Source organism: Actinoplanes awajinensis subsp. mycoplanecinus, assembly GCF_001509495.1.
GTDB lineage: Bacteria > Actinomycetota > Actinomycetes > Mycobacteriales > Micromonosporaceae > Actinoplanes > Actinoplanes palleronii.
Map to the genome: position 1 here is coordinate 1 of NZ_LLZH01000022.1, position 24,737 is coordinate 24,737.

Genomic DNA, 24,737 nt, shown 5'->3' on the forward strand with positions numbered 1-24,737 from the left:
GGAGCGTGGGGACTTTCGGCGCGCACCGCACCACAACTCCCCACGCAAGCCCGGAAACCCCGGAGCGTGGGGACTTTCGGCGCGCACCGCACCACAACTTCACACGCAAGCCCGGAAACCCCGGAGCGTGGGGACTTTCGGCTCGTAGCGCACCACAACTTCACACGCAGCGCGGGCGACCCCGGAGCGTGGGGAGTTTCGGCGCGTGGCGCGCCACGACCTCACCCGCAAGGCGGTGTGGGTCATGCGTGGTGGAGGGACTCCCAGCGGGTGCGGGTGAGGAAGGCCAGGCGGGCCTGTTTGTGGCCGAGGTCGATGGTGGGGCCGAGCTCGAAGCCCTGCCGTTCCATCCGGGTGATGGCCTTCTCGTTGCGGATGTCCGGCTCGACGATCAGGCGGCGCACGGCCGGGTCGAGGAACGCGAACTCGTGCAGCGCGGGCATCGCGACGCTGGTCAGGTGGGGCAGTTCCCGGTCGCCGGGCGAGAACATCAGGTGGACGCCAAAGTCGCCGCCCTGGACGTCGTAGCACTCGCTGACCGGGTCGTGCTCCGGCTGGTAGGTCTGGAAGACCCCGATCGGCTGCTCGTCGATGAGCATCAGGTACGCGTGGTGGCTGTCCAGACCGGCCACGAACGCGTAGATCTCGCGCACCTGGTCGACGGTGTGGTCGAGCATGCCCCAGTACCGGTTGCGCGGCTGGGTGACCCAGGAGTGCACCAGCTCGGCGTGCACCGCCGGGTCCAGCGGGATCAGGCTGAACTCGCCCAGCCCGATGAGCTTGCGGGAAAAGACGGCAGTCATGACGATTCCTCTTCGAGGTGGAGACGGTCCCAGTCGGTGATCAGCGGGACCAGCTCGCCGTTCGCCCACAGCGGCAGCTGGTCGAGGAAGTGCGGGGAGTCCGGCGCGTCGACGGCGCCGAACGGCACGACCCATCGGCTGCGCTGCCGGTCGGTGAGGTCCCACACGTACCGGGCGACCGGGCCGCGCCAGCACAGGTCGCTGACGCCCGGGATGCTCGTGGTGTTGAGCACGCAGCCGGGCGAACCGCTGAGCTCGACCCGGGGCAGTTCGCAGTCCAGCCCGGGCAGGACGAGCGGGTGCAGCAGATGCCGCGAGCCCCAGGTGCCCGAGGACGGCGTCGGGGCGAGATCGGAGACGGACAGGCCGAGCCCGTCGAGGATCCCGTCGAGGGAGTGGCCGATCCGGCCGCGCGGTTCGGTCCACGGTGCGAAGACCGGGTCGTACCCGTGCTCGGCGAACAGCGGCCGCAACGCCGGATGATCGTGGAGTTTCCGGGCGGCCGCGGAGCGCGCGGCTCCGCGCCGGCCGGCCTCGACCGAACCGGCCGGCATCGAGGTGTCCATGTGGATCTGCTCGGGTGCGGCGCCGGCCGAGAGCAGCTCGCGGATCCGGCGGGCCCGGCCGGGCGGGGAGAAGTCCGCGCCGTAGGCCAGGGTGTCCGGCCGCCGGTCGTTGGCGTTCACCGCGTCGGTCACCGCGGCCCGGAACGGCGGGACCCAGCCCGGCTGCCAGGCGTACCGCGGCTCCCAGGCGGGGACCGGGACCTGCTGGTTCCGGGCGTCGCGGATCGGCACCCGGCCCGCGGTGAGCTGCAGCACCGTTCCGCTGTCGTCGGCGACCAGGACGCTGTTGACCGGTTCGACCCAGCCGGCGAACGCGTCGGCCACGTCGTCGGCGGTCCGCGCGTGCAGCAACCCGAGCAGCGCGTCGAAGCCCAGGTCGGCCGCGACGCGGGCCGGTGTGCGCAGGCTCAGGTTCCCGTCGATCACCGGGCCCCGGGACGTCTCCACGACGTCGACCACGATCGGGTCGGCACCGCGTACAAAAATCGTCTCTTGATGTTTGTGGACCGGCTCCCAGCCGGCCGGGCCACGGGCCTCGAGCCCGGCGGACGTCTCCCGGAATTGTTCCTGGTAGAGGTCCTGGTAGTCGGCCATCGCGTTGGTGATCGCCCAGGCCACGTCGCCGGCGTGCCCGAAGTGCTGCACGCCGGGCACACCCGGGAAGGTCAGCCCGGCCACGTCGAACTCCGGGCAGGCGAGCCGGATCTGCTGGTAGACGCCGGGCAGTTCGAGCAGCCGGTGCGGGTCGCCGGCGATCTCACCGGGCACCGCCCAGGCGTTGCTGCCGGACCCGCCGGGCCCCTCGACCGCGAACCACGCGGCGGCGTCCGGGCCGAGCGTGCGTTCGACGTGGGCGCGCCACATCTTGTTCGGGAACGTGCCGAACAGGATGTGCTGCACCTGGAAGACACCGAGCGACGACCACGGATGCCAGTCGACGCCGCCGGCCCGGACGCCGTCGGCGTAGGCGGTCAGCCAGCTCTTCGTGGTGTCGGCCAGCCGGACGAAGCACCGCTGGGCGGTGTCGTCGAGCATGGCCCGCCGGGCGAACCGGTCCCAGTCCACCTCGGCGGCACCCATGGTCGAGGCCAGCCGGCCTTCCGACCGCAGGCGCTCGACGAGCAGCTGGCGACCCCGATCGGAAGCGGTCACCCGCCCCTGCAGGAACGCCAGCTCGTCGACCGAGCCGGCCCGCAGGTGCGGGATGCCGTAGTCGTCGCGGTAGACGCTCATCCTCAGCCGGAGACCGCGATCGGGTTCGCCAGCTCACCCGCGAAGATCAGTGAGCTGGCCTGGTCGGTCAGGTCCACCATCTGCAGGGTGTTGCGCAGCTGGAGCCGGTTCAGGCAGGAGTGCGCGAAGGCCGGGCGGAACAGGTCGAGGCGACCGGCCAGATCCGGGTGGTCCTTGGCGTGGCCGCGGACGCAGTCGCCGGCCAGGCCCCAGAACTCGCTCTCGGACAGCACCCCGTCGACCGCCAGGATCCCGGCGAGGTGCCGGAGGAACCCGTCGAAGACGTCGGTGAACAGCGCGAGTTCCTTGATCTCGTCGGAGACGTCGATCCGGATCCGCTCCACCTCGGCGGGCAGCGGCTGGTCGTTCATCACCGCCACCTCCTCGCCGATGTCCTTCATGAACACCCGGCGCGGCACGTGGTTCTCGAACACCAGGATCAGGTTCTCGCCGTGCGGCATGAAGGCCAGGTCGTGCTTCAGCAGGCAGTGCACGATCGGCCGCAGGTAGGCCCGGAAATACGCCGTGACCCACTCGGCCGGGCTGGCGCCGGAGGCCCGGATCAGCGCGGTGACCAGGGCGTTGCCGTCCCGGTCGCGGTGCACCAGGCTGGCCATGGTGGCCAGCCGCTCGCCGTCGGCCAGCTGCGGCACCGGGCTCTCCCGCCAGAGGGCCGCGAGCATCTTGGTGTAGACGCTGGGCGTGCCGGTCCGGTGGTAGGCGTCGCCGGTGTAGCCGATCGCGGCCAGCTCGCGCAGCACGGAGAAGCCGCAGTCCCGCAGCTCCTCGTCACTGTCCACGAGCGACTTGACCCACTCGTTGATCGGCGGCGTGGCCCGCATGTACTTCGGCGACAGCCCGCGCAGGAAGCCCATGTTCTGCACCGCGATCGCGGTCTTCACGTAGTGCCGCTCGGGGCGGTCGGTGTTGAAGAACGTCCGGATCGACTGCTGCGCACGGTATCGGTCGTCGCCCTCGTCCAGCGGCACGATCGCCCGGCGGGCCACGTCCGCGGCGAACGTCACGGTGACCTTGTGCTCCCACTGCCAGGGGTGCACCGGTAGGTAGCGGTAGTCGTCCGGGTCCAGGCCGCGAGCTTTGAGGGTACGTTCATAGCGGTCCAACGTGTCCGCACCGAACTCGGCCAGGTAGTGCTCGCGCTCGTCACCGGTGGTCACGAACAGGCTGGCGTCCTTGCGGACCGCCACCCAGCGCAACCGCACCGGCTGCCCGGCCTCCGGCGCGTACGCCTCGTGGTCCTGGAGTCCGAAACCGATCCGCCCGTTGTTGGCCACGAAACCGGGGTGCCCCTCGGTCATCGCGGCCTCGATGGTCTGGAAGTCCGCGTGCACGAGGTCGTCCGCAGTCTCCCGGCGGTGGGTGAACTTCCAGGCGCTGCCGGCCAGCGTCGCGGAGATCTCCTCGAGGTACGTGCCGAGCAGCTTCTCCGGGATCCCGAGGGTCTCGCGCAGCCCGGTGACGAAGTCGAGCGCGTCGAGCGGGCCGCCCTCCAGGGAGTCCGCGTCGACGACCCAGTGCTCCAGGGCGAACCGCTGGGCCGTGAAGGTCAGGTCACCGAAGCGGTAGCTGTCGCCTTCCTCGTGGGTGGGCGTGATCAGGCGCTCGTGACTGAATTCGGCGATCGCCTTCGCGATCAGGCGGCGGTTGGCGAACTCCATCGCGGCGGGCTGCAGGTGCGGGGCGCTCATCGCGTACGCGGTGCGGGTGCAGAAGCTCAGCCGCCCCGTCTTGTCGTGCAGTGGGACGTCCTTCTCCACGACGAAACCGGCCTCGGCGTTCTTCCGCTGGATCGCGTCGTTGCGGACGTCCGGCTCGACCACGACACGGTCGATCCCGGGCTGGGCGAAACAGAAGTCCAGCACCGCGCGCATCACCGCCGAGGTGACACCGGCGCGGTGCCGGGTCGGCGGCGCGACCAGCACGTGCATGCCGAGGTCACCGGGGCGTACGGCGTAGTGCGGTGCCAGCTCGCTGTGCGCGGGGTCGTACGTCTCGGCCAGGAACAGCGGGGTGCCGTCGTCGTCGAGGCCCAGCCACGCGTGGTGGTGCGGGTTCTCGGCGATCTTCCGGTACTCGTCGCGGACCCGCTCCGGGCCGGCGCCCTGCAGCCCCCAGTAGTGCGACCGGGGGTGGGTCACCCAGCCGTGCAGCAGTTCCAGGTCGCGGTCGAGGTCGAGCGGTACGAGGTTCATGACGTCACCAGTTGTCGGGGAAGGTCGGCGGTGGGCGCGCCGAACTGCTGGAAGGCGATCCGCTCCTCGATCGGGTAGATCGCCCGGCCGGTCAGGCCCTTGAGGATCACCGAGTTCCGGTACGGCCCCATGCCCAGGTCAGGGGCGGTGAGGCTGTGCGTGTGCTCCTCGGCGTTCTGCACGAAGATCTCGTCACCGGCCACGTCGACCGAGTAGTCCACGGCCACGTCGAAACGGCCACGGGCGTCCCAGTTGATCCGGTCGCGGACCGGGTCCAGGAAGGACGGGACCCGCGCGGCGTACCCGGTGGCCAGCAGCAGGCCCTGTGTGCCGGCCGTGAACGAGCGGCCCTGCTCCCGGTGCTGCAGCGCCAGGGTGTACCGGCCGGCGGCCTCGTCCCAGATCACGCCCTCCAGCTCGACGCCGGTGAGCATGGTGGTCGGCACCGGGCCGGTGAGGCTCTTCGCGTAGAGCGTCTCGTAGATCGCGTCGACCAGGTCGGCGCTGATGCCCTTGTAGAGGTTGCGCTGCTCGCGGCCGAGCCGGTCGCGGACCTCCATCGGCAACGAGTGGTGGTACCGGATGTACTCCGGGGAGGTCATCTCCAGGGTCAGCTTGGTGTACTCCATCGGGAAGTACCGCGGCGACCGGGTGATCCAGCTCAGGTGGTAGCCGTACGTGTCGATCTCGGTGAGCAGGTCGTGGTAGATCTCGGCCGCGCTCTGCCCACTGCCGACCACCGTGATCGAGTCGAGGGACTGCAGCTTCGCCTTGTTGGCCAGGTAGTCGGCGCTGTGCACGTACGGTCCCTGGTCGACGACGGCCGGGACGCGGGGCGCGGTGCCGATGCCGAGGACCAGCTTGCGGGCCCGGAACGTCTCCCCCGCCGTCTGCACGAGATATGCCTCGCCGTCGTGGGTCACCTTGTCCACGCGGGTGTTCCAGCGGATCGAGCTCAGCTGGCCGGCGACCCACTTGCAGTACTCGTTGTACTCGGCGCGCAGCGGGAAGAAGCTCTCCCGGATGTAGAACGGGTACAGCCGGCCGACCTGCTTGAGGTAGTTCAGGAAACTGAACCGCGAGGTCGGGTCGGCCATGGTGACCAGGTCGGCGAGGAACGGCACCTGGATCGTGACGCCCTCGATCATCAGACCGGGGTGCCAGTCGAACCCGGCCCGCTGCTCCAGGAAGATCCCGTCCACGTCCGGCAGGTCCTCGGTGAGCGCGGCCAGACCGAGGTTGAACGGGCCGGCGCCGATCGCCACGAAATCGTACGTGTGCATCAGACCATCACCGCCGCGCCGCTCTTCTCGCCGAGCAGGTCCCGCCCGGTCAGCCGGAGCAGATTCAGCACGTTGGCCAGGTGTTCCATCGTGGTGTTCGGGTTCAGCAGGGTGAACTTCAGCCAGTAGTGGCCGCCCATCACGGTGCCGGCCACGATCGCCTCACCGCCGTAGAACAGTCGCTGGCGCAGCCGGGGCATCAGCTCGTCGCACTCGGCGACGGTCATCCCGTCCGGCCGGTACCGGAACAGCACGGTGCTCAGCGTCGGCGCGGCGAGCGCCTCGAAGTCGGGGTCCCGGGCGATCTCGGCGTGCACCTCGGCGGCACGGTCCACGACGGTGTCGAACATGGTGCCGATCTCCTCGGAGCCCATCGTGCGCAGCGTCATCCAGAGCTTGAGCGCGTCGAACCGCCGGGTGGTCTGCAGGCTCTTGTCCACCTGGTTGGGCACGGTCGCGGTCCGCGGGTTCAGGTAGTCGGCGTGCACCGCGATCCGGCGCATCGTCTCGCCCCGGCGCACCACGATCGCGCTGCAGCTGACCGGCTGGTAGAAGCTCTTGTGGAAGTCGACGGTGACCGAGTCGGCCCGCTCGATGCCGTCCAGCAGGTGCCGGCGGCGGGGCGAGACGAGCAGGCCACAGCCGTACGCGGCGTCCACGTGCAGCCAGATGCCCTGGCTCTCGCAGATCGGGCCGATCACGTCGACCGGGTCGATCCGGCCCAGGTCGGTGGTGCCGGTGGTGGCGACCACGGCCATCGGCAGGCCGCCGTCCCGGCGTACCCCTTCGATCGCCGCGACCAGCGCGTCCGGGTCCATCCGGCCGGTGCCGTCGGTGGCGACGCCGACCACCGCGTCCGCGGCCAGGCCGAGGATGCCGGCCGACTTGCTGACGCTGAAGTGGCTCTCGGTGGTCGCGAAGATCCGCAGCCGGGCCAGGTTCGCCTCGCGGGACCGGCCCTCCAGGGCCTCCTCCCGGGCGAGCAGCAGACCCTGCAGGTTGGACTGGGTGCCGCCGCTGGTGAAGACACCGTCCGCGCCGGGGCCGAAGCCGATCCGGCCGGCCGTCCAGTCGATCAGGCGGCGCTCGATCAGGGTGCCGGTGGCGCTCTGGTCCCAGGTGTCGACCGAGGAGTTGATCGCGGAGATCAGCACCTCGGCGCTCAGTGCCGGGATGGCGACCGGGCAGTTCAGGTGCGCCACGTAGGTCGGCTCGTGGAACCAGACGGCGTTGTCCACGTAGAGCCGGGCGACCTCGTGCAGCGCGGCACCGGTGTCGCCCAGCGGGCGGTCCAGATCCACGGCGTCGACCTGGCCCTGCAGGTCACCGACGGTGGCGCCGGAGTACGGCTGCCGCACTGCCTTCACCCGGTCGGCGAGCAGCGCCGATGCGTGCCACACGCCGGACGTGTACGCGTCCAGCGTGGACCCGGAGAACAGATGCGGGGACACGGACTCCTCCAACGCGGCCTCCTAAGGTAAACCTTACCTAACTTCGAAGGGGAGGCTAACCGGCCGGTCACGAATATGAAACCTGGAGCCTGAACGGCCGCTCATGATCCACAGGGGGTATGAGCAGCGGTCCCATGCCTTTCCGAGAGTGCATATCGAGCAGTAGTGATTAGTCACACAACACAAATGGGGCCTACCGCACGCGCGGCAGGCCCCGGTTCTCAGCCTCAGAAGGCAGTGAACGTGATCTGTGCGGCTCGCGGGTCACCGTCGTGGACCAGCGACTCCTGGTTGAGCACGTCGTCGAAGGCGAACGCGTACGCCTTGCCGTCGACCATGTTGGCGTGGATCACCTTGGCGTACAGGTTGGCCGGGTTGCCCTGGTAGAAGTCGGCAGCCGCGCCACTCGGCTGGACGTCCAGCCGGCCCAGCGTGGTGCGCTGCATCGCGGCGCAGAGGGTCCGCGCGATCGGGCCGACGACCTGGTCGTTCGGAGCGCCGAGCGCGCCGTCGCAGCCCCAGACGTTCGCGGTGCTCGGCTTGGTGAACGAGGCCACCGTCCGGCCCGAGGTGTCGGTGAAGTTCATGACGTCACCCGAGGTGCGGCCGGTGTACTTCACGCTCGGCTGGTCGGTGAACGGCGTGACGGTCAGGGCCTTCGAGGTGTACGCGCCCCAGGCGCTCGTGATGTACGAGTCCAGGTAGGTCGGGCTCATCAGGCCCGCGTCGGCCGCCTTGCCCGGCGCCAGCACCCGCAGCACGGTCCCGTCGGCGCGGGTCACCACGCTCTTCGCGAACGCGCCGTCCGCCTTGATCGCGTCGATCACCTTCTGCCGGCCGCCGGTCTTCACCTCGCCGGTCACGCTGGTCACGCCGCTGCCGCCGGTCACACCGACGATGTGCGGGATCGCGAACATGTCCACCTGCGAACTGTTCAGCCACAGCCCGGACGAGTTGACGGTGAACTCGCTCCAGTCGAACAGGATGTCGTGGTTCGGGTCGCCACCGGCCCACGGCGCGGGCTGCACCAGGCCGTCCGGGGTCAGCCGGAAGTCGAGCTTCTGACCGAACGAGAAGTACAACCGGCCGGAGAGGTTGCGCGGCACCTTGATCGTGGTGCTGCCGCCGCCGGCCGGGCCGTCGATCGACACGTCCGGAGCCGGGACCGGGGTGGCCGCGCCGCCGGTCCACGGCGTGAAGCCGCCGGCCTTGTTCACGTAACCGAGCTTGCCGGTGTCCAGGTTGACGCCCAGCACGTAGAGGTGGACGGCGTCGTTGCGGCCGGACTTGTTGCTCACCGTGACCGGGAGCAGGTCCTCGCGCGGCAGGACGGTCGCGGCCTTCGTCGGGGTGGCCGTCGGCGCGGTGGTCGTCGTCGGGGCCACGGTCGGCGCGGTGGTCGGCGCCGCGGTGGTCGGCGCCACGGTCGCGGTCTTCGTGGGGACCACGGTCGGCGCCGTGGTCACGGTGCCGCCGTCGGTCGCGCCGCCGCAGGGCTGGCCGTTCAGCTTGCAGTTGACCGGCTGGCCACCCGAGCCGACGAATCCGAACGTCACCTTTCCGTCGACCGGAATCGCGCCGTTCCAACTACTGTTCGTGAATGTCCGGTGACTGCCACTGACGGCCATCTGGGTGTCCCAGAAACTGCCGACAGTGCCACCGGCGGGCATGTCGAATTCCACTTTCCAGGAGGTCATCGCGGACGTTCCGGCGTTGCTGATGACCACCTCGTCCTGCCAGCCGGAGCCCCAGTCGGACACCGTACGCAGGGTAGCGGTGGCGGCAGCGGCGGACGCGGGCGGTGCTACCCAGGCGGTGCCGACCGCGGCGACGGTCGCCAGTGAAGCGAGCAACAACGTTCTTTTCCGGCGCATCGGGAATCGCCTCCGGGGGAGATGTGATCGGGGGAAGACCCCATTATGGGAAATCCCCGGGGCTTCCGGTCACATCTTTAAGGTTCCTTTAACGTGACGTCTTTCCCGGAACCCGATAACACTTTCCCCCAAATTTTCCGCCTAAGACCGGACCGCGGCGCGACCGGCCGACGCGTGGGGACTTCCGGCGCGGAGCGCACCACAACTTCACACACAGGCGCGGGACCGGGCGAGCGTGGGGACTTTCGGTGCGGAGCGCGCCCCAACTTCACACGCAAGGTGGGACAGGCCGACGCGTGGGGACTTTCGGTGCGGAGCGCACCACAACTTCACACGCACGCGGGGTGACCGTTACCACCCGCGGGCGTCGCCCCGGAGGGCTTCGCGGTCTGGACGCGTAGCGGCCAGCGAAGCCCGCAGGGGTCCCGGCGGGAGCGACGATCTGAACCCCGGCGGACGCACGACATCAAGCTCTTGAATTTGATCTTGATAGGGCGCGCCGGAAAGCGACCGGCGCCCCCTATCGAAATCGGACTAGCGGGACAACCGGAGGGCGGTCCAGGAGACCCTGGGGAGGGTCAGGCGGACCTCCGTGCCGGCCTCGGTGAGCCCGCCGGTCGGGATGTCCGTGGTCGGGCGGAGAGTCACCCGCTCCGGCTCGTCCCTCGTGTTGGCGGCGCGCAGGTCGTCGTCGGTCAGGGTCCAGGAGTCGGCCACCGACAGGTCCGCGCCGAACGCGGAGAGGTCGATGGTGAGTTCGACCGGGTTCTGCTGGTCGCGGTTGACGATGAAGACCGTGACGTCGCCGGTGGCCGCGTCGTGCGTGGCGACCGCGTCGATCACCGGGGCCGATCCATAACGGGCGGTCTCGTAGGTCGGGCTGTCGATCCGGGTCTCCAGCACGTCACCCTTGGCCAGGGCCGCGGTGCGGGCGAACGGGTGGAAGATGGTCTGCCGCCAGGCCGGGCCGCCGGGCTCGGTCATGATCGGGGCGATCACGTTGACCAGCTGGGCCTGGCAGGCGGCGGTGACCCGGTCGCTGTGCCGGAGCAGGGAGATCAGCAGGTTGCCGACCACCACCGCGTCGGCCACGTTGTACTGGTCCTCGATGACCCGCGGGGCCACCTCCCACTCCTTCGGGAGCGGGGCGCTCTGGAAGCGGGACAGGTACCAGACGTTCCACTCGTCGAACGACAGGTTGATCTTCTTTTTGCTCTTCAGGCGGGCGCCGACCGCGTCCGCGGTGGCCACGATGCTGTTCACGAAGTGGTCCATGTCGACCGCGCTGGCCAGGAACGAGCCGAGGTCCCCGTCGTGCTCCTCGTAGTACGCGTGGCAGGAGACGTATTCCACCACGTCGTACGCGTGCTCGAGCACCGTCGACTCCCAGGCGCCGAACGTCGGCATGGTCGAGCTGGAGCTGCCGCACGCGACCAGCTCGAGATCCGGCTCGGCGGACTTGAGCGCCCGCGCGGTGGACGCGGCGAGCAGGCCGTACTCCTCGGCGGTCTTGTGGCCGGTCTGCCAGGGGCCGTCCAGCTCGTTGCCCAGGCACCAGAGCTTGATCCCGTACGGCTTCTCCGCGCCGTTGGTGCGCCGCCGCTCGGAGAGCTCGGTGCCTTCCGGGTGGTTGATGTATTCATGAACGTCGAGCGCTTCCTGGACACCGCGGGTGCCGAGGTTGACCGCGTACATGATCTCCACGTCGGCCTTCTCGGCCCACTTGGCGAACTCGTCGATGCCGACCTGGTTCGTCTCGATGCTGCGCCAGGCCAGGTCACGGCGCCGCGGGCGCTGCTCGGCCGGCCCGACGCCGTCCTCCCAGCGATAGCCGGAGACGAAGTTGCCGCCCGGGTAGCGCACCATGCTGACCCCGAGTTCGCGGGCCAGCGCCAGCACGTCGGTGCGGAAGCCGTCCTCGTCGGCGCTCGGGTGGCCCGGCTCGTAGATGCCGGTGTAGACGCAGCGGCCCATGTGCTCGACGAACGAGCCGAAGGTCCGGCGGTTGACCGGCGCCACGACGGCAGCCGGATTCAATGCGACACGCGCACGGAGCATTGTGCTGTTCCTTAAGACCGGGGGGTCACTTGACGGCGCCGATGGTCAGGCCACCGCGCCAGTAACGCTGGAGAAGGAGGAAGGCCACGATCAGCGGCAGGATGGCCACCAGGGCGCCGGTCACGATCACGTTGAACAGGGCGGAGCCGCCGTTGCCGAGGATCGCCGACATGTACCAGGTCCGCAGGCCGACCGTGAGCGGGAAGAGATGGTCGTCGCTGAGCATCACCAGCGGCAGGAAGAAGTTGTTCCACGACGCGACCATCGAGAACAGCAGCACGGTGACCAGGGCCGGGCGCATGGCCGGCAGCGCGACGCTGCGGAACACCCGGAACTCACCGGCGCCGTCGATCCGGGCCGCCTCGAGCATCTCGTCCGGCACCGACTCGTGGGTGTAGACCCGGAGCAGGTAGACGCCGAACGGGTTGAGCAGCGACGGCAGGATCACCGCCCAGATCGAGTCGACCAGGCCGGCCTGCGACATCAACAGGTAGGTGGGCAGCACCAGCGCCGTCGCCGGGACCATGATCAAACCCAAGAGCAGAGCAAACAATGTGGTACGACCGGGAAAGCGCAGTTTGGCGAACGCGTATCCGGCGAGCGCGGAGACCACCGTGGCGCCGACCCCGCTGACCACCGCGTAGAGCAGTGAGTTGCGCAGCCAGATCAGGTAGATCCCGTTCTCCTGGGTGAACACCGTCTCCAGGTTGCCGGCCAGGTGGAAGTCGGCGAACCAGAGCGGCGCCGACTGGAACAGCCCGTCGTTGTCCTTCGTCGCGGCGACCAGCAGCCACCAGAACGGCAGCAGGAAGTACACCGCCATCAGGCCCATCACGACGTTCGGGAAGATCCCGGCGCGCTCCTTGGTGCTCGTCACAGCGCGCTCCGTTTCCTGGTCGCGAAGAGGAAGAGGTACGACCCGACGAAGACCACCGCGCCGAGCAGGAAGGAGATCGCGGCCGAGTAGTTGTACTGCTGGAACGAGAACGCCTGGTGGTACGCGTAGACGTTCGGCGTGTAGTGCTGGGTGATCGAGCCGGGGTTGAGCGGCTGCAGGATCAGCGGTTCGGTGAAGAACTGCAACGTCCCCAGGATGGTGAACAGGGTCGCCAGGATGAGCGCCGATCCGATCATCGGCGTCTTGATCCGCAGGGCGAGCTGCACCGGGCCGGCGCCGTCGATCCGGGCCGACTCGTAGACCTCCCGGGGCAGGCCCTGCAGCGCCGCGTACAGCACGATCATGTTGTAGCCGGCCCACTGCCAGGTCACCACGTTGCCGAGCGAGGCCAGCACCCACGAGCTGGACAGGAAGTCGATGTGCAGCGAGCTGAACGGGCCGGTCTCCTGGCCGTAGAGGAAGCCCCACATCAGGGTGCCGATCACCACGGGTACGGCGTACGGCACGAACGCGGCGAGCCGGAAGACCCGGGAGAAGCGCGACGTGGCGTGGTCGATCAGCAACGCCGCGAGCAACGCCAGCCCGATCATCACGGGCGTCTGCACCAGCCCGAACACCAGCACCCGGCCCACACCCTGGCGGACCAGCGGGTCCTGGAACGCCTGCTTGTAGTTGTCGAACCAGGCGAAGTGCTCACCCTCGATCAGGGTGGAGCGGTAGAGGCTGAGCTTCAGCGCGTACGCCATCGGCAGCAGCAGGAACGCGACGAGCAGCACCGCGAACGGGAGCACGAAGAGCCAGCCGGTGACGGCCTCCCGCGATCTGCCGAACAGCGGCGGTCGCGGGGAGGGCACCGCGGCCGCCGGAGCGACGGCCGCGGCATCGATCTGCACCTCGGTCATTACTTGACCTTGAAGCCCTGCTGGGTGGCGTACTGGGTGATGTTGGCCTGCGCGGTGTCCAGCGCCGCGGTCCACGAGGTCTTCTTCTCGATGGCCTGGTTCAGCCCGGTGGTGATCTGGTTGAAGTTGTAGCTGTTGAACGGGCTCCAGGAGAACGGGGCGATCGCCTTGTAGGCCGGCACGAACACGTCGTTGACGGTCTGGCCGCCGAAGAAGTCGTACTTCTTCTTGAGGAACGCGTCCGACTCGAGCACCGGTGTCGCGGTCGGGAACAGGTACGCCTGGTCGATGCCGATCTTCCAGGCCTCGGTGTTGTTCGCGCCGAAGATCTCCTTGGCGACCGTGGTGGCGGCCTCCGGGTTCTTCGACTGGTCGGTCACCGCGAACGACGAGCCGCCCCAGTCACCCTGCGCGTTCGCGCCGGCGGTCCACTGCGGCAGCGGCGCGGCCCGCCACTTGCCGGCCGTCGTCTTGGCCACGCTCTGCAGGTACCCCGGGCCCCAGCCGGCGGCCAGGTAGGTCACGTACTTGCCGGAGCCGAGCCCGTTGTAGAAGTCGGTGGTGCCGTACGCCTTGGTGTCGGCCAGGCCGGAGCCGACCATGCCCTCCCAGTACGACATGACCTGCTTGGTCGGCGCGTCGTTGACGCTCACCCCGATCTCCGCCGGGTTCGCCGTGTCATAGGTGTACGGCTTGGCGCCGGCCTGCCAGCTCAGCCCGGTCAGGAAGCCGCCGTCGTTCGCGCCGAAGTCGGTCATGAACGACTTGCCGGCGGTGGCCGCCTTCAGCTTCTCGGCCTGGACCTTGTACTCGTCCCAGGTCTTCGGGATGGTCAGGTCGTATTTCTTGAACAGGTCCTCGCGGTAGAGCATCGCCATCGGGCCGGAGTCGACCGGGATCGCGTAGACCTTGTCGCCGTTGCTGACCTGCTTCCAGGCCCAGTCGACGTAGCTGCCCTTGAGGTCGTTGGCGCCGTACTTGCCCATGTCGACCAGGTGCTTGGTGAGCTGGTAGGTGGGCAGTTCCTGGAACTCGAGCATGACCACGTCGGGCGCGCCCTTGCCGGCCTTGAGCGCGGTCTGCAGCTTGGTGTACTCGTCCTGGCCGGCGCCGGCGTTCGTCCACTCGATCTTGATGTCGGTGTGCGTGGAGTTGAACAGGTCGACGACCGGCTGGAAGGACGGATACCACGCCCAGACCTTCACGGTCACCGGGCCGGACGCCTTGTCGGTGCCGGCGTCGGATCCACCGCTGCAGGCGGCGACGGTCAGCGCGGTCACAGCCGCGACGGCCGCTATCACCGAGCGTCGTACACTAAAGTTTCTGACGTTCACTGGGTCCTCACAGGGTTTTCAGTTGATCAGGTCAGAAGAGCCGGCCTCCGGTGCTGGCACACCGGGGGTCGGCCGAACCAGCTCTTCACTGCGTCTCAGGCACTGTTGCTACGCTTTTGCAGCGCTGCAAAACAGCATGCACGGACGTCCAATCGACGGCAAGGGGTAACCTGCCGGAAACTTGGCGCGGTCGGAGGGGGCACATTGCGTCGAGAAGTCACGCTACGTGACGTGGCGGAGCTGGCTGGGGTTTCCAGCCGCACCGTCTCCAACGTGGTCAACGGGTATGCCAACGTCACCGAGCGGACCCGTACCCGGGTGCAGCGTGCGGTGGATGAGCTCGGCTATCGGCCGAACGTGCTGGCGCGCAACCTGGCACAGGGACGATCGGGACAGATCGCACTGGTCGTGCCGTATCTGGACACGCCGTACTTCGCCGAGTTGCTGCAGAGCGTGATCCGCGCGGCCCGGCAGCGCGGCTATAACGTTTTGATCGACCAGACCGACGGCGACGCCGAGCACGAGCGCGCGTTCATCGCGCACGGCTCCCAGCGGCTGCTCTTCGACGGGATCATCTTCAGCCCGCTCGGCCTCGATCAGAAGGCGCTCGCCGACCACGACCGGAACCTGCCGCTGGTGGTCCTCGGCGAACGCAGCAGCGACGGCACGTTCGACCACGTCGGCATCGACGACGTAGCCGCGTCCCGGGAGGCCACCGAGCACCTGCTCGGCCTCGGCCGGCGCCGGCTCGCGGCGATCGGCGACCAGCCGTACGCCACCGGCGAGGCGGCCCAGCTGCGCACCCAAGGATTCCGCGAGGCCCACGAGGCACGCGGGCTGACCGCCCGGGAAGACCTGATCATCAGTACGCCCCGGTTCAACCGCCGGGACGGCGCCCAGGCGATGGCCGCCCTGCTGGACCGGGCCGAGCCTCCGGACGCCGTCTTCTGCTACTCCGACCTGGTCGCCCTCGGCGCGATACACACCCTGGTCGGCCGGGGTCTGCGGGTGCCGGAGGACGTGGCCGTGATCGGGTACGACGACATCGAGGACGGCGCGTACTCGAACCCGTCGGTGAGCACCGTGTCACCGGACAAGGAGATGATCGCGACCAGCGCTGTCGAACGCCTGCTGCTGCGGATCGCCAGCCCCACCCCGCCGCCGGCCGTCGAGATCCGCGCACCGCACCAGCTGATCATCCGGCAGAGCACCGGGGGCGCTTAGGCCTTCGGCTCCGCGGGGGTCTCGAGGCCGGCCTGCTCGTCGCGGGTGGCCCAGTCCAGCAGCGTGTCCAGCGAGTGGTGCACGTCGTCGATGGTGGCGTGCAGGTCACCGAGCTCGGCGAACCGGGCCGGCACGGTCCGGACGGTGAACTCCTGCGGCCGCACCCCGGCGATCTCGTCCCAGGTGATCGGGGTGGAGACGGTCGCGGCCGGCACCCCGCGCACCGAGTACGCGCTGGCGATCGTGTGGTCGCGGGCGTTCTGGTTGTAGTCGATGAACAGCGCCTTCGGGTCCCGGTCCTTGCGCCACCAGGTGGTGGTGACGTCGTCCGGCAGCCGGCGCTCGACCTCACGGGCGAAGGCCAGCGCGGCCCGGCGCACGTCGGCGAACTCCCAGCGCGGCTCGATCCGGACGTAGACGTGCAGGCCACGGCCGCCGGAGGTCTTCGGGAAACCGGTCATGCCCAGCTCGTCGAGCACCTCGCGGACCACCGGGGCGACCCGGCGCACGGTGTCGAACGGGCAGTCCGGCATCGGGTCCAGGTCGATCCGCCACTCGTCCGGGCGCTCGGTGTCCGCCCGCCGGGAGTTCCACGGGTGGAACTCCACGGTGGACATCTGGACCGCCCAGATCACGTCGGCCGGCTTCGTCACGCAGAGTTCGTCGGCGTGCCGGTGGTAGCGCGGGAACGTCACCCGGACCGTCTCCAGCCACGGTGGCGCGCCGTTCGGCACCCGCTTCTGGTGCACCTTGTCCCCGGCCAGGCCGTCCGGGAAGCGGTGCAGCATGCACGGGCGCTCACGCAGCGCGCGGACGATCCCGTCACTCACCGCGAGGTAGTACTCCGCGAGGTCGAGCTTGGTCAGCCCGAGCTCCGGGAAGTAGATCCGGTCCGGGTTGGAGACGCGGACCTCGTGGTCGCCGGCCTGGACGGTGGTGGCTTTCGCTGCCATGGAAGAAAATCTAGCCCAACCAGGCGTCCTCGAGGTCGAGAAGCAGGGTGTCACCCGAGTCGAGCAGGTCCAGCAGCGGGCCGATCCGGGGCAGCTCGTGGGTGACGAAGTACGTCGCCGCCAGGCGCTTGCCGGCGTAGAAGTCGCCCGCGGAGTCCCCCGCCGCGTCCGCCTGCTCCAGCCACATCCAGGCGATCACCAGGTGACCGGCGGCGTCCAAGTAGGCCGTCGCGTTGACCAGCGCCTTCGCCGGGTCGCCGGCCGCCCAGAGCTTCGCCGTGGTCGCCGCGAGCCGGTCGCAGGCGGCCAGCACCGGCGCGCCCAGCTCACTCTTCTGCGCGGTCGCCCGGATCCGGTCCAGCAGCAGCGCGAGACCCGCGCCACCACCCTGGGTGACCTTGCGGCCGAGCAGGTCGAGGGCCTGGATGCCGTCGGTGCCCTCGTGGATCGAGTTGAGCCGGTTGTCCCGGTAGAACTGCTCGACCGGGTACTCCCGGGTGTAGCCGTAGCCGCCGTGGATCTGGATCGCGTGATCGTCGGCGAGCCGGCACCACTGCGAGGGCCAGGCCTTCACGATCGGCGTCAGGGTGTCGAGCAGCAGGTCGTTCTCCGGTGACGGCTGGTCCAGAAGGTTCGCCGCATAAAGCACAAGAGCAAGACCGCCTTCGACGTACGACTTGCTGGCGAGCAGCATCCGTCGTACGTCAGGGTGGTCGACGATCGGGACCGGCGGCGCAGCCGGATCTTTCGCAGCCACCGGGCGCCCCTGCTGCCGCTCCCGAGCGTAAGCGAGGGCGTGCAGATAGCCGGTGTAACCGAGAGCGACCGCGCCCGACCCCACCCCGATCCGCGCCTCGTTCATCATGTGGAACATGTACTGCAGGCCGCGGCCCTCCTCGCCGACCAGCTCGGCGGCGGCGTCCTCGAACGCCAGCACCGCGTTGGTGGTGCCCCGGTAGCCCATCTTGTGGTTCAGCCCGGCCAGCGTGACGCCGTTGCGCTCGCCGGTCGCCAGGTCCCGCTTCGGGACGATGAACAGCGACAGGCCCTTCACCCCGGCCGGCGCTCCGGCGACCCGGGCCAGCACCAGGTGGATGATGTTCTCGCTCAGCTCGTGGTCCCCGCCGGAGATCCACATCTTGCCGCCGGTGACCCGGTACGAGCCGTCCGCCTGCCGGGTGGCCCGGGTGGTCACGTCGCTGAGCGACGACCCGGCCTGCGGCTCGGAGAGGCACATCGTGCCGGTGAACCGGCCCTCCAGCATCGGGTGCACGAACCGGCGGATCTGCTCGTCGGTGCCGTGCGCCAGCAGTAGGTGCGCGTTCCCGCCGGTCAGCATCGCGTACGCCGAGGTGGCCGTGTTCGCCGCCTGGAACCAGAGGAAACAGGCCCGCTGCACGGCGTGCGGCAGCTGCAGCCCGCCGTGCTCGGCGTCCATCGTCGCGCCGAGCAGGCCGGACTCGGCGAACACCCGCAGCGCGTGCGCCACCTCCGGGATGATCTCCACCCGGGTGCCGTCGAAGGTCGGCTCGTTCAGGTCGTTCTTGCGGTTGTGCGGGGCGAAATCGCGCTCGGCGATCTGCTGGGACACGTCCAGGAACGCGTCGAACGTCTCCCGCGAATGCTCGGCGAACCGCTCCCGGGCGGTCAGTTTCTCCACGTCGAGCCACTCGTAGAGCAGGAAGTCGAGGTCTCGCCGGGACAGCACGGTGGAATTCATGCACCCAGTGTGCACTAACTTCAGTCCCGGGCGCGGTGCCTGCCGGTGGTCTCCACCACCCGCTGTGCCGGCGCCCGCAACGCCCGGCTGCCGCCGGCCCGCTTGATCTCGTACATCGCGTGGTCCGCGGCGCGCAGCGCGGCATCCGGGTCCTCGGCCGGCGTGGCCAGGTGCACACCGACGCTGGCGCCGATGACGATGTGCTGCCCGGCGATCCGGAACGGCATCTCCACCACGTGCCGGACCCGGTTGGACATCGCCGCCACGTCGTCCGGGCCGAGCACGCCCGGCATCAGCACCACGAACTCGTCGCCACCGACCCGGGCCAGCACGTCGCCGGCCCGGATGCAGCCGCTCAGCCGGTCGGCCACCTGCCGCAGCAACTCGTCGCCGGCCTCGTGCCCGTGCGTGTCGTTCACCGGCTTGAACCCATCCAGGTCGACGAAGAGCACGGCCACCGGGTCGCGGCGCAGCGACGAGCTGAGCGCGTCCTGCATCCGGCGCCGGTTCGGCAGCCCGGTCAGCGGGTCGTGCTGGGCCTCGTGCGCCAGCCGCTCCTGGAACGCCCGGTTCTCCGAGATGTCCCGGGCGTTGATCACCACGCCGGTCAGGGCCGGGTTGGTCATCTGGTTGGACGCGGTGAAGTCGAACCAGCGGTAGTGCCCGGTCGACGCCTTCACCCGGCACTGCAGGCGCAGCACCCCGGTCGGGTCGGTGACCAGGACGTCCAGGCGTTCCTTCATGGTCGGCTGGTCGTCCGGGTGCACCAGGTCGAAGACGCTGTGCCCGGCGAGCTCGCCGGGCTCGAAGCCCAGGATCGCCGCCGAACTCGGACTCGTGAAGATCATCCGTCCGTCCCGGTCGATCACCGTGACGATGTCCGGCGCGTGCTGGAACAGCGCCGAGAACCGCTCGTCGGCGCGCCGCCGCTGGATCTGGGTGCGGTAGCCGAGCACCGAGATGCCGACCACGCCGATCAGCAGCATGGCGAGCAGCGTGATGTTCACCGTCTGGCTGCGGCTGTGCACCGCGCCGTCGAACGACGACTTGGTCTGGCTCCGCACGTACGAGTACCCGCTCGGCAGCCCGGCCACCACGATCGCGATCATGTCGGTGGTGCCCGCCTTGTACTGCAGGAACCGGGTCCCGGTGCCACCCAGCTGCGGCACGATCGCCGCGTCCACCATGCCGCCGACCAGGTCGGGCACGCTGCTCGCGGCCACCATCCCGGTGCTGTCCACCACGTCGGTGCGGTGGTTCTCGCTGGACAGCTGCACGGTGTACTTCTGCAGCGAGGTGGTGGCGACCTGGTTCAGGCCGATCAGGAAGCCGGCCGGTGCGCCGCCGACCACGATCGGCACGGCCACCGCGGCGAGCGCGATGCTGTCCACCACCATCACGCCGGAGAACCCGATCTGGGCGCCGGCGGCCAGTTCCTTGCGCATCGGGATCCAGGCCGCGTTGTCCTCGGACGGCAGACCCGTCGACCGGCTGCTGTTGAGCACGCCGCCGTCCAGGTCGGTCATCATCATGCCGTACTGGAAGGTCGAGCTCTTGGCGGCGGCCGTGATCAGCAGGGTCCGGTCCGCCTCGGCGCCGGCCGCCAGCGTCAGCGGGTGTTCCGCCAGCACCTCGACCAGCTCCTGCGCCGAGAGCAGCTGCAACTGCCCGGTCAGGGTGGCGTTGTTGGTGCCCAGCTCGGTGCTGTCGGCACGATGCACGGCGTCGGCCGCGTTCAACGCCGAGCGGTTGACCACGATGGCGATGCCACCGGCGGCCAGCAGCAGGAGCGTGCTGATCACCACGGCGATCCAGTTCCGGACCCGCATCAAGCCTCCTTCCCTCACCGGACGTCATGGGCAGGGGCCAGCCCGCCTTCACCGGATGTGATCGGCAGCCGGGAGCCCGGATGAATGAACCCGCGGAATAAAACCCCCCGAAAACGGGGCGGCGCACCGGCCCATCGACCCCCGATGATGGAGGGGTAGCCGCACCCGTACGCCGAGCGATGTGACCCGACGACCCCCGTCGACGATCGGAGCACCGCATGCGCAAAGAGGTCGTCGCACCTCCGCCGGACAGGTTCGCGCCGCTGCGTGCCCGTATCCCCCGCCCCCGGCGCCCCTCCGGTCTGCCGCCCCCGGACGAGCGGCACCGGCCCCGGATCATGCGGGCCGCGCTCAGCCTCACCGGCGCCGGGCTCGCGGCCTTCTTCTACTGCCTCGCGTTCACCCCGTCGCTGCTCCCCCGGGTCGGTTACCTCCAGGGCCTGGTCGCCGGGATCACGGCCGCCATGGGGTACGCCCTGGGCACCGCGATCGGCGCGCTGATCCGCCTCCGGTTCCGGTTCTCGCCCCGGGCCGTACGGATCTGGTGGCGGGTCCTCGGCCTGCTGCTCACCCCGATGATCGCCACCTGCCTCTGGCTCGGTGTCCGCTGGCAACGGGAGTTACGGCTGCGACTCGGGATGCCACCGGCACAGGAGTACGACATCGTCCGCACGGTCGGGGCCAGCCTGCTCACCTTCGGGGTGCTCCTGCTGATCGCGCGCACCCTGCGACTCGCCACGCACGGCTGTGCCCAGGTGTTCCGGCTGATCGTCCCGGACCGGGCGGCGTACTGCGCGGGCACCGTGGTGGTGGCCGTGCTCAGCTACACGGCGTTCGACGGGCTGCTGGTCGCGCACCTGTTCGCGGTCGCCGACCGGTCCGCCGCCGTGATCAACAACGGCACTGGGAACGGCATCACGGTCCCGGTCTCGTCGCTGCGCTCCGGCGGTCCGCACTCGCTGGTGCCGTGGGACACCCTGGGCCGGCAGGGCCGCGCGTTCGTGGCCAGCGTCCCCAGCGCCGAGCAGCTCGCCGCGTTCGCCGGGCACCCGGCCACCGAGCCGATCCGGATCTACGCCGGGCTGGCCTCGGCGGACACCATGACCGCACGGGCCGAGCTGGTGGTCCGCGAGATGGACCGGACCGGCGCGTTCCGGCGCAGCGTGGTCGCGGTGTTCACCCCGACCGGCACCGGCTGGGTGGACAACCGGGTGACCCAGTCCCTGGAGTACATGTACGCCGGGGACACCGCGCTGGTCTCCATGCAGTATTCGTACCTGCCGAGCTGGATCGCCTTCTGGGGTGACCGGTCCGAGGTGGTGGACGCGGCATCAGCCCTGATCACGGCGGTGCGCGAGCGCTGGGCCGCGCTGCCCGCCGACCATCGGCCCAAGCTGTTGCTGTTCGGCGAGAGCCTCGGGACGTACGGCATGGAAGCCACCTTCGGCAGCGCCGGCGCGCTGGTCGCCGGCGCGGACGGGGTGCTGATGGAGGGGCCGACCTTCGCCAACCCGGTCCACCATCAGCTCACCCTGGAGCGGGCGGCCGGCTCACCGGTCTGGGACCCGGTCTACCCCGGCCTGCCGGTGGACTTCGCCGACACCGCGAGTGAGCTGCGCGACCGCCCCGGGGTCCGGCCCCGGGTGGTCTACCTGCAGAACTCGTCCGACCCGATCGTCTGGTGGAGCTGGGACCTGCTGTGGAAACGACCGGCCTGGCTGCGTGGTGAGCGTGGGCCGGACGTGACACCGGCCATGCACTGGTTCCCCGGGGTGACGTTCTGGCAGACCACGTGTGACCTGCTCTTCGCGAACAAGGCGCCGACCGGGCACGGGCACGTCTACAAGTCGGCGACGGTGGACGGGTGGGCGGCGGTCGCCCCGCCACCGGGGTGGACCACCGCCGACACGGTCCGGCTGCGTGCCCAGCTGGGCGGTTAGCTGACTTACCGCTTCAGCCAGGGCTGCAGCGCTCGGGTGACCCTGGGCAGCACCAGGTAGGTCATGATCGGGGTCAGCACCAGCGTGCTGATCATCGTGCGCAGCACCAGGTTCAGGTCGACCAGGTGCGGGGCGAGCAGCCAGCCGGAGAGCAGGCTGACCGGGAAGAAGCCGAGCCAAATGGTGACCGCCTGCTTCCAGCGGGCCGGCGGCTTCGGCGCCTCCGGGAGGCCCTCGTCGGCCGGGAGCTCGCGGGGCGGGTCGAACCAGCCCTCGATGCCGGTCCGCTTCTCCACCCGGGTGTGCTCGACGAACCCCTCGGCCGAGGAGAGCCACCACTGCCGTTCCGGCGACTCCTCCCAGCCGTGCAAAGCTCCGGCGTCGGCGAAGCGGTACAGCATGTGCCACTCGGTGGAACCGAGCTCGGGGCGGACCCAGCCGGTGCCGAGGAAACCGGGGAAGGCCTCGGCGAGCGACGCACCGGCCCGGACCCACGCGGCCATCTCCGCGGCCCGCGACGGGTCGGCCCGCCGGGTGATGGCGACGGTCACGGCGAGCTGCGGCGGAGACTTCATGTCCCACATTGTGGTAAGTCCTTGTTTCGGGCGCGTGGCATCCCACGGATCAGTGCTGTGCCACACAGTTCGCCGGCGCGGTAAGTTCTGCGAGCATGACGATCAAACGAAGGTTGTCGATAGCCGTGCTCGCCGTCGCGACGCTCGCCGCCACGAGTGGCTTCACGCGGGGGCCCGCTTTGTCGCACGCCGCCACGCCGCCAGGCGCCGCCGCGTTGCCAGGCGCCGCCGCGTTGCCGGCCGATCCCGCCGCCCTCGCCGCCGATCCTGCCGCCCTCGCCGCCGATCCTGCCGCCCTGCCGGCCAGCCCGGCCGTCCCAGCGGCCCATTCCGCCGCCCTGTCGGCCAGCCCGGCCACCCCAGCGGCCCATCCCGCCGCCCTGTCGGCCAGCCCGGCCACCCCAGCGGCCCATCCCGCCGCCCTATCCGATTTTTCGGATTTGTCGGGCGGATCGGCTACGCCGCACACTCCGGCCTGGCGGCTCACCGACACCGGGAGCACCGCGCGGTTCCGCGGTCTGGCCCCGGTCAGCGCCTCGGTGGCCTGGGTCGCGGGCAGTGCCGGCACCATCCTGCGCACCGTCGACGGCGGCCGCAGCTGGTCCTCGGTCGGCCCGGCCGATGCCGCTGAGCTGCAGTTCCGCGACATAGAGGCGTTCGACGCCCGGCACGCGGTCGCGCTGACCATCGGCACCGGCACCGACTCCCGGATCTACACCACCGCGGACGGCGGCCGCTCCTGGAACCGCACGTTCCAGAACGACGACGCCGCCGCCTTCTACGACTGCATCACGTTCCTGGACCGGCGGCACGGCCTCGCCCTCTCCGACCCGGTCGACGGAAAGTTCCGGATCCTCGCCACCAGCGACGGCGGCCGCTCCTGGACGGTACGCCCGCCCACCGGCATGCCGGCCGCCCTGGACGGCGAGTTCGCGTTCGCCGCCAGCGGCACCTGCCTGGTCTCCAGCGGTGGACGCGCCTTCTTCGCCACCGGCGGCGGCGCCACCGCCCGCGTCTTCAGCTCCGCCGACCGCGGCCGCACCTGGACCGCGACCGGCAGCCCGATCCCGAGCGGCCCCAGCGCCGGCATCTACGGCCTGGCCTTCCGCGACCCGCACCACGGCCTCGCGGTCGGCGGCGACTACACCACCCCGGCCTCGGCCCCGTCCGGAGCCGCCGTCACCCGCAACGGCCGCACCTGGTCGGCCGCCACGTCCCCGCCCGGCGAATACCGCTCCGGCGTGGCCTGGTCCACCCTCGCCCTCGCTCCCAGCACCGCCCTCGGCTCGGCCACCAGCCGCTCCGCCTCCGCCATCGCCGTCGGCCCGACCGGCAGTGACCTCTCCACGGACGGTGGCCTCACCTGGCACCGCTTCGACACCGGCAGCTTCGACGCGGTCACCTGTGTCACCCACGCCTGCTGGGCCTCCGGCGAGCAGGGCCGAGTAGCCCGCCTCACCCACACCCGCTGACCCACTCCCCCGGCCACCAAGAAGTGCCGCCGCTCCTTCGCCACCCTGTTACCGCCCGTGCCGCCGCTCAAGGTCAACTGGTGGCAGAGGCCGGCTCACCAGGCGAGGGGGCGGCGGGTCAGGGTCGCTGTCGCCCCTCACGGCACCCGTTTCATCCAGCCCCAACCCAGACGGTACGTCGGCGCAGGCCCCCGACCGCCCCCACCAGACCCACCCACCCGGCTCCCACGCCACCGGCCCGAAGTCACCACGGCCACCAGCACCAACCGAGGCGCCCAGCTGGCCCTCACGGCCCCTATCGCACACCCAAAACGGCCGCCACAACCAGCCCGACACCCCCAGCTGGCCCTCACGGCCCCTATCGCACACCCACAACGGCCGCCACAACCAGCCCGACACCCCCAGCTGG

At 70.0% G+C, this 24,737-nt stretch carries 17 protein-coding genes; 3 read left to right on the plus strand and 14 right to left on the minus strand.

All coding sequences use genetic code 11. The annotated features are described in order from the left end of the window. Positions 1-242 precede the first annotated feature (242 nt). The 10 genes from ADL15_RS05825 to ADL15_RS05870 all read right to left on the minus strand — a co-directional run bounded on the left by ADL15_RS05825 (position 243) and on the right by ADL15_RS05870 (position 14,561). Positions 243-803, minus strand: a complete 561-nt coding sequence (locus tag ADL15_RS05825) for a GNAT family N-acetyltransferase (protein WP_067685572.1) — start codon at positions 801-803, stop codon at positions 243-245. Next, positions 800-2,602 (minus strand): penicillin acylase family protein, encoded by a 1,803-nt coding sequence (locus ADL15_RS05830; protein WP_067685573.1) that lies wholly within the window; start codon positions 2,600-2,602, stop codon positions 800-802. Before ADL15_RS05830 ends, ADL15_RS05825 begins: the two co-directional genes overlap by 4 nt. Positions 2,603-2,604: 2 nt before the next feature. Beyond that, complete coding sequence (locus ADL15_RS05835) at positions 2,605-4,815, minus strand: GNAT family N-acetyltransferase (protein WP_067685574.1); 2,211 nt, start codon at positions 4,813-4,815, stop codon at positions 2,605-2,607. Further along, positions 4,812-6,098, minus strand: coding sequence for a lysine N(6)-hydroxylase/L-ornithine N(5)-oxygenase family protein (locus ADL15_RS05840; protein ID WP_067685575.1), 1,287 nt, complete (start codon positions 6,096-6,098; stop codon positions 4,812-4,814). The genes ADL15_RS05835 and ADL15_RS05840 overlap by 4 nt, the downstream gene beginning before the upstream one ends. Beyond that, a complete protein-coding gene (locus ADL15_RS05845; RefSeq protein WP_198170586.1) occupies positions 6,098-7,561 on the minus strand; it encodes a pyridoxal phosphate-dependent decarboxylase family protein in 1,464 nt (487 codons plus the stop codon). Before ADL15_RS05845 ends, ADL15_RS05840 begins: the two co-directional genes overlap by 1 nt. Before the next feature lie 215 nt (positions 7,562-7,776). Next, positions 7,777-9,423, minus strand: a complete 1,647-nt coding sequence (locus tag ADL15_RS05850) for a beta-1,3-glucanase family protein (RefSeq protein ID WP_083970948.1) — start codon at positions 9,421-9,423, stop codon at positions 7,777-7,779. Positions 9,424-9,957: 534 nt separating this feature from the next. Continuing rightward, positions 9,958-11,481 carry an arabinosylfuranosidase ArfA gene (arfA, locus tag ADL15_RS05855; protein ID WP_067685576.1) on the minus strand — a complete coding sequence of 508 codons (1,524 nt, stop codon included), beginning with the start codon at positions 11,479-11,481 and terminating at the stop codon, positions 9,958-9,960. Between the two features lie 25 nt (positions 11,482-11,506). Continuing rightward, the gene (locus ADL15_RS05860) at positions 11,507-12,358 is read right to left on the minus strand and encodes a carbohydrate ABC transporter permease (protein ID WP_067685577.1); all 852 of its coding nucleotides are present in this window, start codon (positions 12,356-12,358) and stop codon (positions 11,507-11,509) included. Further along, positions 12,355-13,281, minus strand: coding sequence for a carbohydrate ABC transporter permease (locus ADL15_RS05865; protein WP_067685578.1), 927 nt, complete (start codon positions 13,279-13,281; stop codon positions 12,355-12,357). The genes ADL15_RS05860 and ADL15_RS05865 overlap by 4 nt, the downstream gene beginning before the upstream one ends. Continuing rightward, positions 13,281-14,561 carry an ABC transporter substrate-binding protein gene (locus ADL15_RS05870; RefSeq protein WP_198170588.1) on the minus strand — a complete coding sequence of 427 codons (1,281 nt, stop codon included), beginning with the start codon at positions 14,559-14,561 and terminating at the stop codon, positions 13,281-13,283. The genes ADL15_RS05865 and ADL15_RS05870 overlap by 1 nt, the downstream gene beginning before the upstream one ends. A 285-nt stretch (positions 14,562-14,846) precedes the next feature. On the opposite strand from ADL15_RS05870, the gene ADL15_RS05875 reads away from it, so the two are divergent. Next, a complete protein-coding gene (locus tag ADL15_RS05875) occupies positions 14,847-15,839 on the plus strand; it encodes a LacI family DNA-binding transcriptional regulator (protein WP_232343924.1) in 993 nt (330 codons plus the stop codon). On the opposite strand, the gene ligD is transcribed toward ADL15_RS05875, so the two are convergent. From ligD to ADL15_RS05890, 3 genes are read right to left on the minus strand one after another with little or no spacing between them, the layout of a single operon-like run. Further along, a complete protein-coding gene (gene ligD / locus ADL15_RS05880) occupies positions 15,836-16,792 on the minus strand; it encodes a non-homologous end-joining DNA ligase (protein WP_067685581.1) in 957 nt (318 codons plus the stop codon). The two genes, ADL15_RS05875 and ligD, sit on opposite strands and share 4 nt — an antisense overlap. Positions 16,793-16,802: 10 nt before the next feature. Then, complete coding sequence (locus ADL15_RS05885) at positions 16,803-18,512, minus strand: acyl-CoA dehydrogenase (protein WP_067685582.1); 1,710 nt, start codon at positions 18,510-18,512, stop codon at positions 16,803-16,805. Between the two features lie 20 nt (positions 18,513-18,532). Continuing rightward, entirely contained in the window at positions 18,533-20,341 is a 1,809-nt protein-coding gene (locus ADL15_RS05890) for a sensor domain-containing diguanylate cyclase (RefSeq protein WP_067685583.1), read from the minus strand. Positions 20,342-20,559: 218 nt separating this feature from the next. Between ADL15_RS05890 and ADL15_RS05895 the strand changes: the two genes are divergently transcribed. Then, positions 20,560-22,281, plus strand: coding sequence for an alpha/beta hydrolase (locus ADL15_RS05895; protein ID WP_067685584.1), 1,722 nt, complete (start codon positions 20,560-20,562; stop codon positions 22,279-22,281). Between the two features lie 5 nt (positions 22,282-22,286). Here ADL15_RS05895 and ADL15_RS05900 read toward each other — a convergent pair whose 3' ends face one another. Next, complete coding sequence (locus ADL15_RS05900) at positions 22,287-22,856, minus strand: antibiotic biosynthesis monooxygenase (RefSeq protein ID WP_067685588.1); 570 nt, start codon at positions 22,854-22,856, stop codon at positions 22,287-22,289. A 95-nt stretch (positions 22,857-22,951) separates the two neighbouring features. On the opposite strand from ADL15_RS05900, the gene ADL15_RS05905 reads away from it, so the two are divergent. Then, positions 22,952-24,328: an oxidoreductase gene (locus tag ADL15_RS05905; protein WP_232343925.1), complete on the plus strand. Its 1,377-nt coding sequence runs from the start codon at positions 22,952-22,954 to the stop codon at positions 24,326-24,328. Positions 24,329-24,737 lie beyond the last annotated feature (409 nt).

Excerpts from the sequence above, each read along its gene's own strand:
- ADL15_RS05825 (WP_067685572.1), bottom strand. The coding sequence starts at position 803 with ATGACTGCCGTCTTTTCCCGCAAGCTCATCGGGCTGGGCGAGTTCAGC.
- ADL15_RS05830 (WP_067685573.1), bottom strand. The coding sequence starts at position 2,602 with ATGAGCGTCTACCGCGACGACTACGGCATCCCGCACCTGCGGGCCGGC.
- ligD (WP_067685581.1), bottom strand. The coding sequence starts at position 16,792 with ATGGCAGCGAAAGCCACCACCGTCCAGGCCGGCGACCACGAGGTCCGC.
- ADL15_RS05885 (WP_067685582.1), bottom strand. The coding sequence starts at position 18,512 with ATGAATTCCACCGTGCTGTCCCGGCGAGACCTCGACTTCCTGCTCTAC.
- ADL15_RS05840 (WP_067685575.1), bottom strand. The coding sequence starts at position 6,098 with ATGCACACGTACGATTTCGTGGCGATCGGCGCCGGCCCGTTCAACCTC.
- ADL15_RS05850 (WP_083970948.1), bottom strand. The coding sequence starts at position 9,423 with ATGCGCCGGAAAAGAACGTTGTTGCTCGCTTCACTGGCGACCGTCGCC.
- ADL15_RS05905 (WP_232343925.1), top strand. The coding sequence starts at position 22,952 with ATGACGATCAAACGAAGGTTGTCGATAGCCGTGCTCGCCGTCGCGACG.
- ADL15_RS05900 (WP_067685588.1), bottom strand. The coding sequence starts at position 22,856 with ATGAAGTCTCCGCCGCAGCTCGCCGTGACCGTCGCCATCACCCGGCGG.
- ADL15_RS05835 (WP_067685574.1), bottom strand. The coding sequence starts at position 4,815 with ATGAACCTCGTACCGCTCGACCTCGACCGCGACCTGGAACTGCTGCAC.
- ADL15_RS05890 (WP_067685583.1), bottom strand. The coding sequence starts at position 20,341 with ATGCGGGTCCGGAACTGGATCGCCGTGGTGATCAGCACGCTCCTGCTG.
- ADL15_RS05895 (WP_067685584.1), top strand. The coding sequence starts at position 20,560 with ATGCGCAAAGAGGTCGTCGCACCTCCGCCGGACAGGTTCGCGCCGCTG.
- ADL15_RS05865 (WP_067685578.1), bottom strand. The coding sequence starts at position 13,281 with ATGACCGAGGTGCAGATCGATGCCGCGGCCGTCGCTCCGGCGGCCGCG.
- arfA (WP_067685576.1), bottom strand. The coding sequence starts at position 11,481 with ATGCTCCGTGCGCGTGTCGCATTGAATCCGGCTGCCGTCGTGGCGCCG.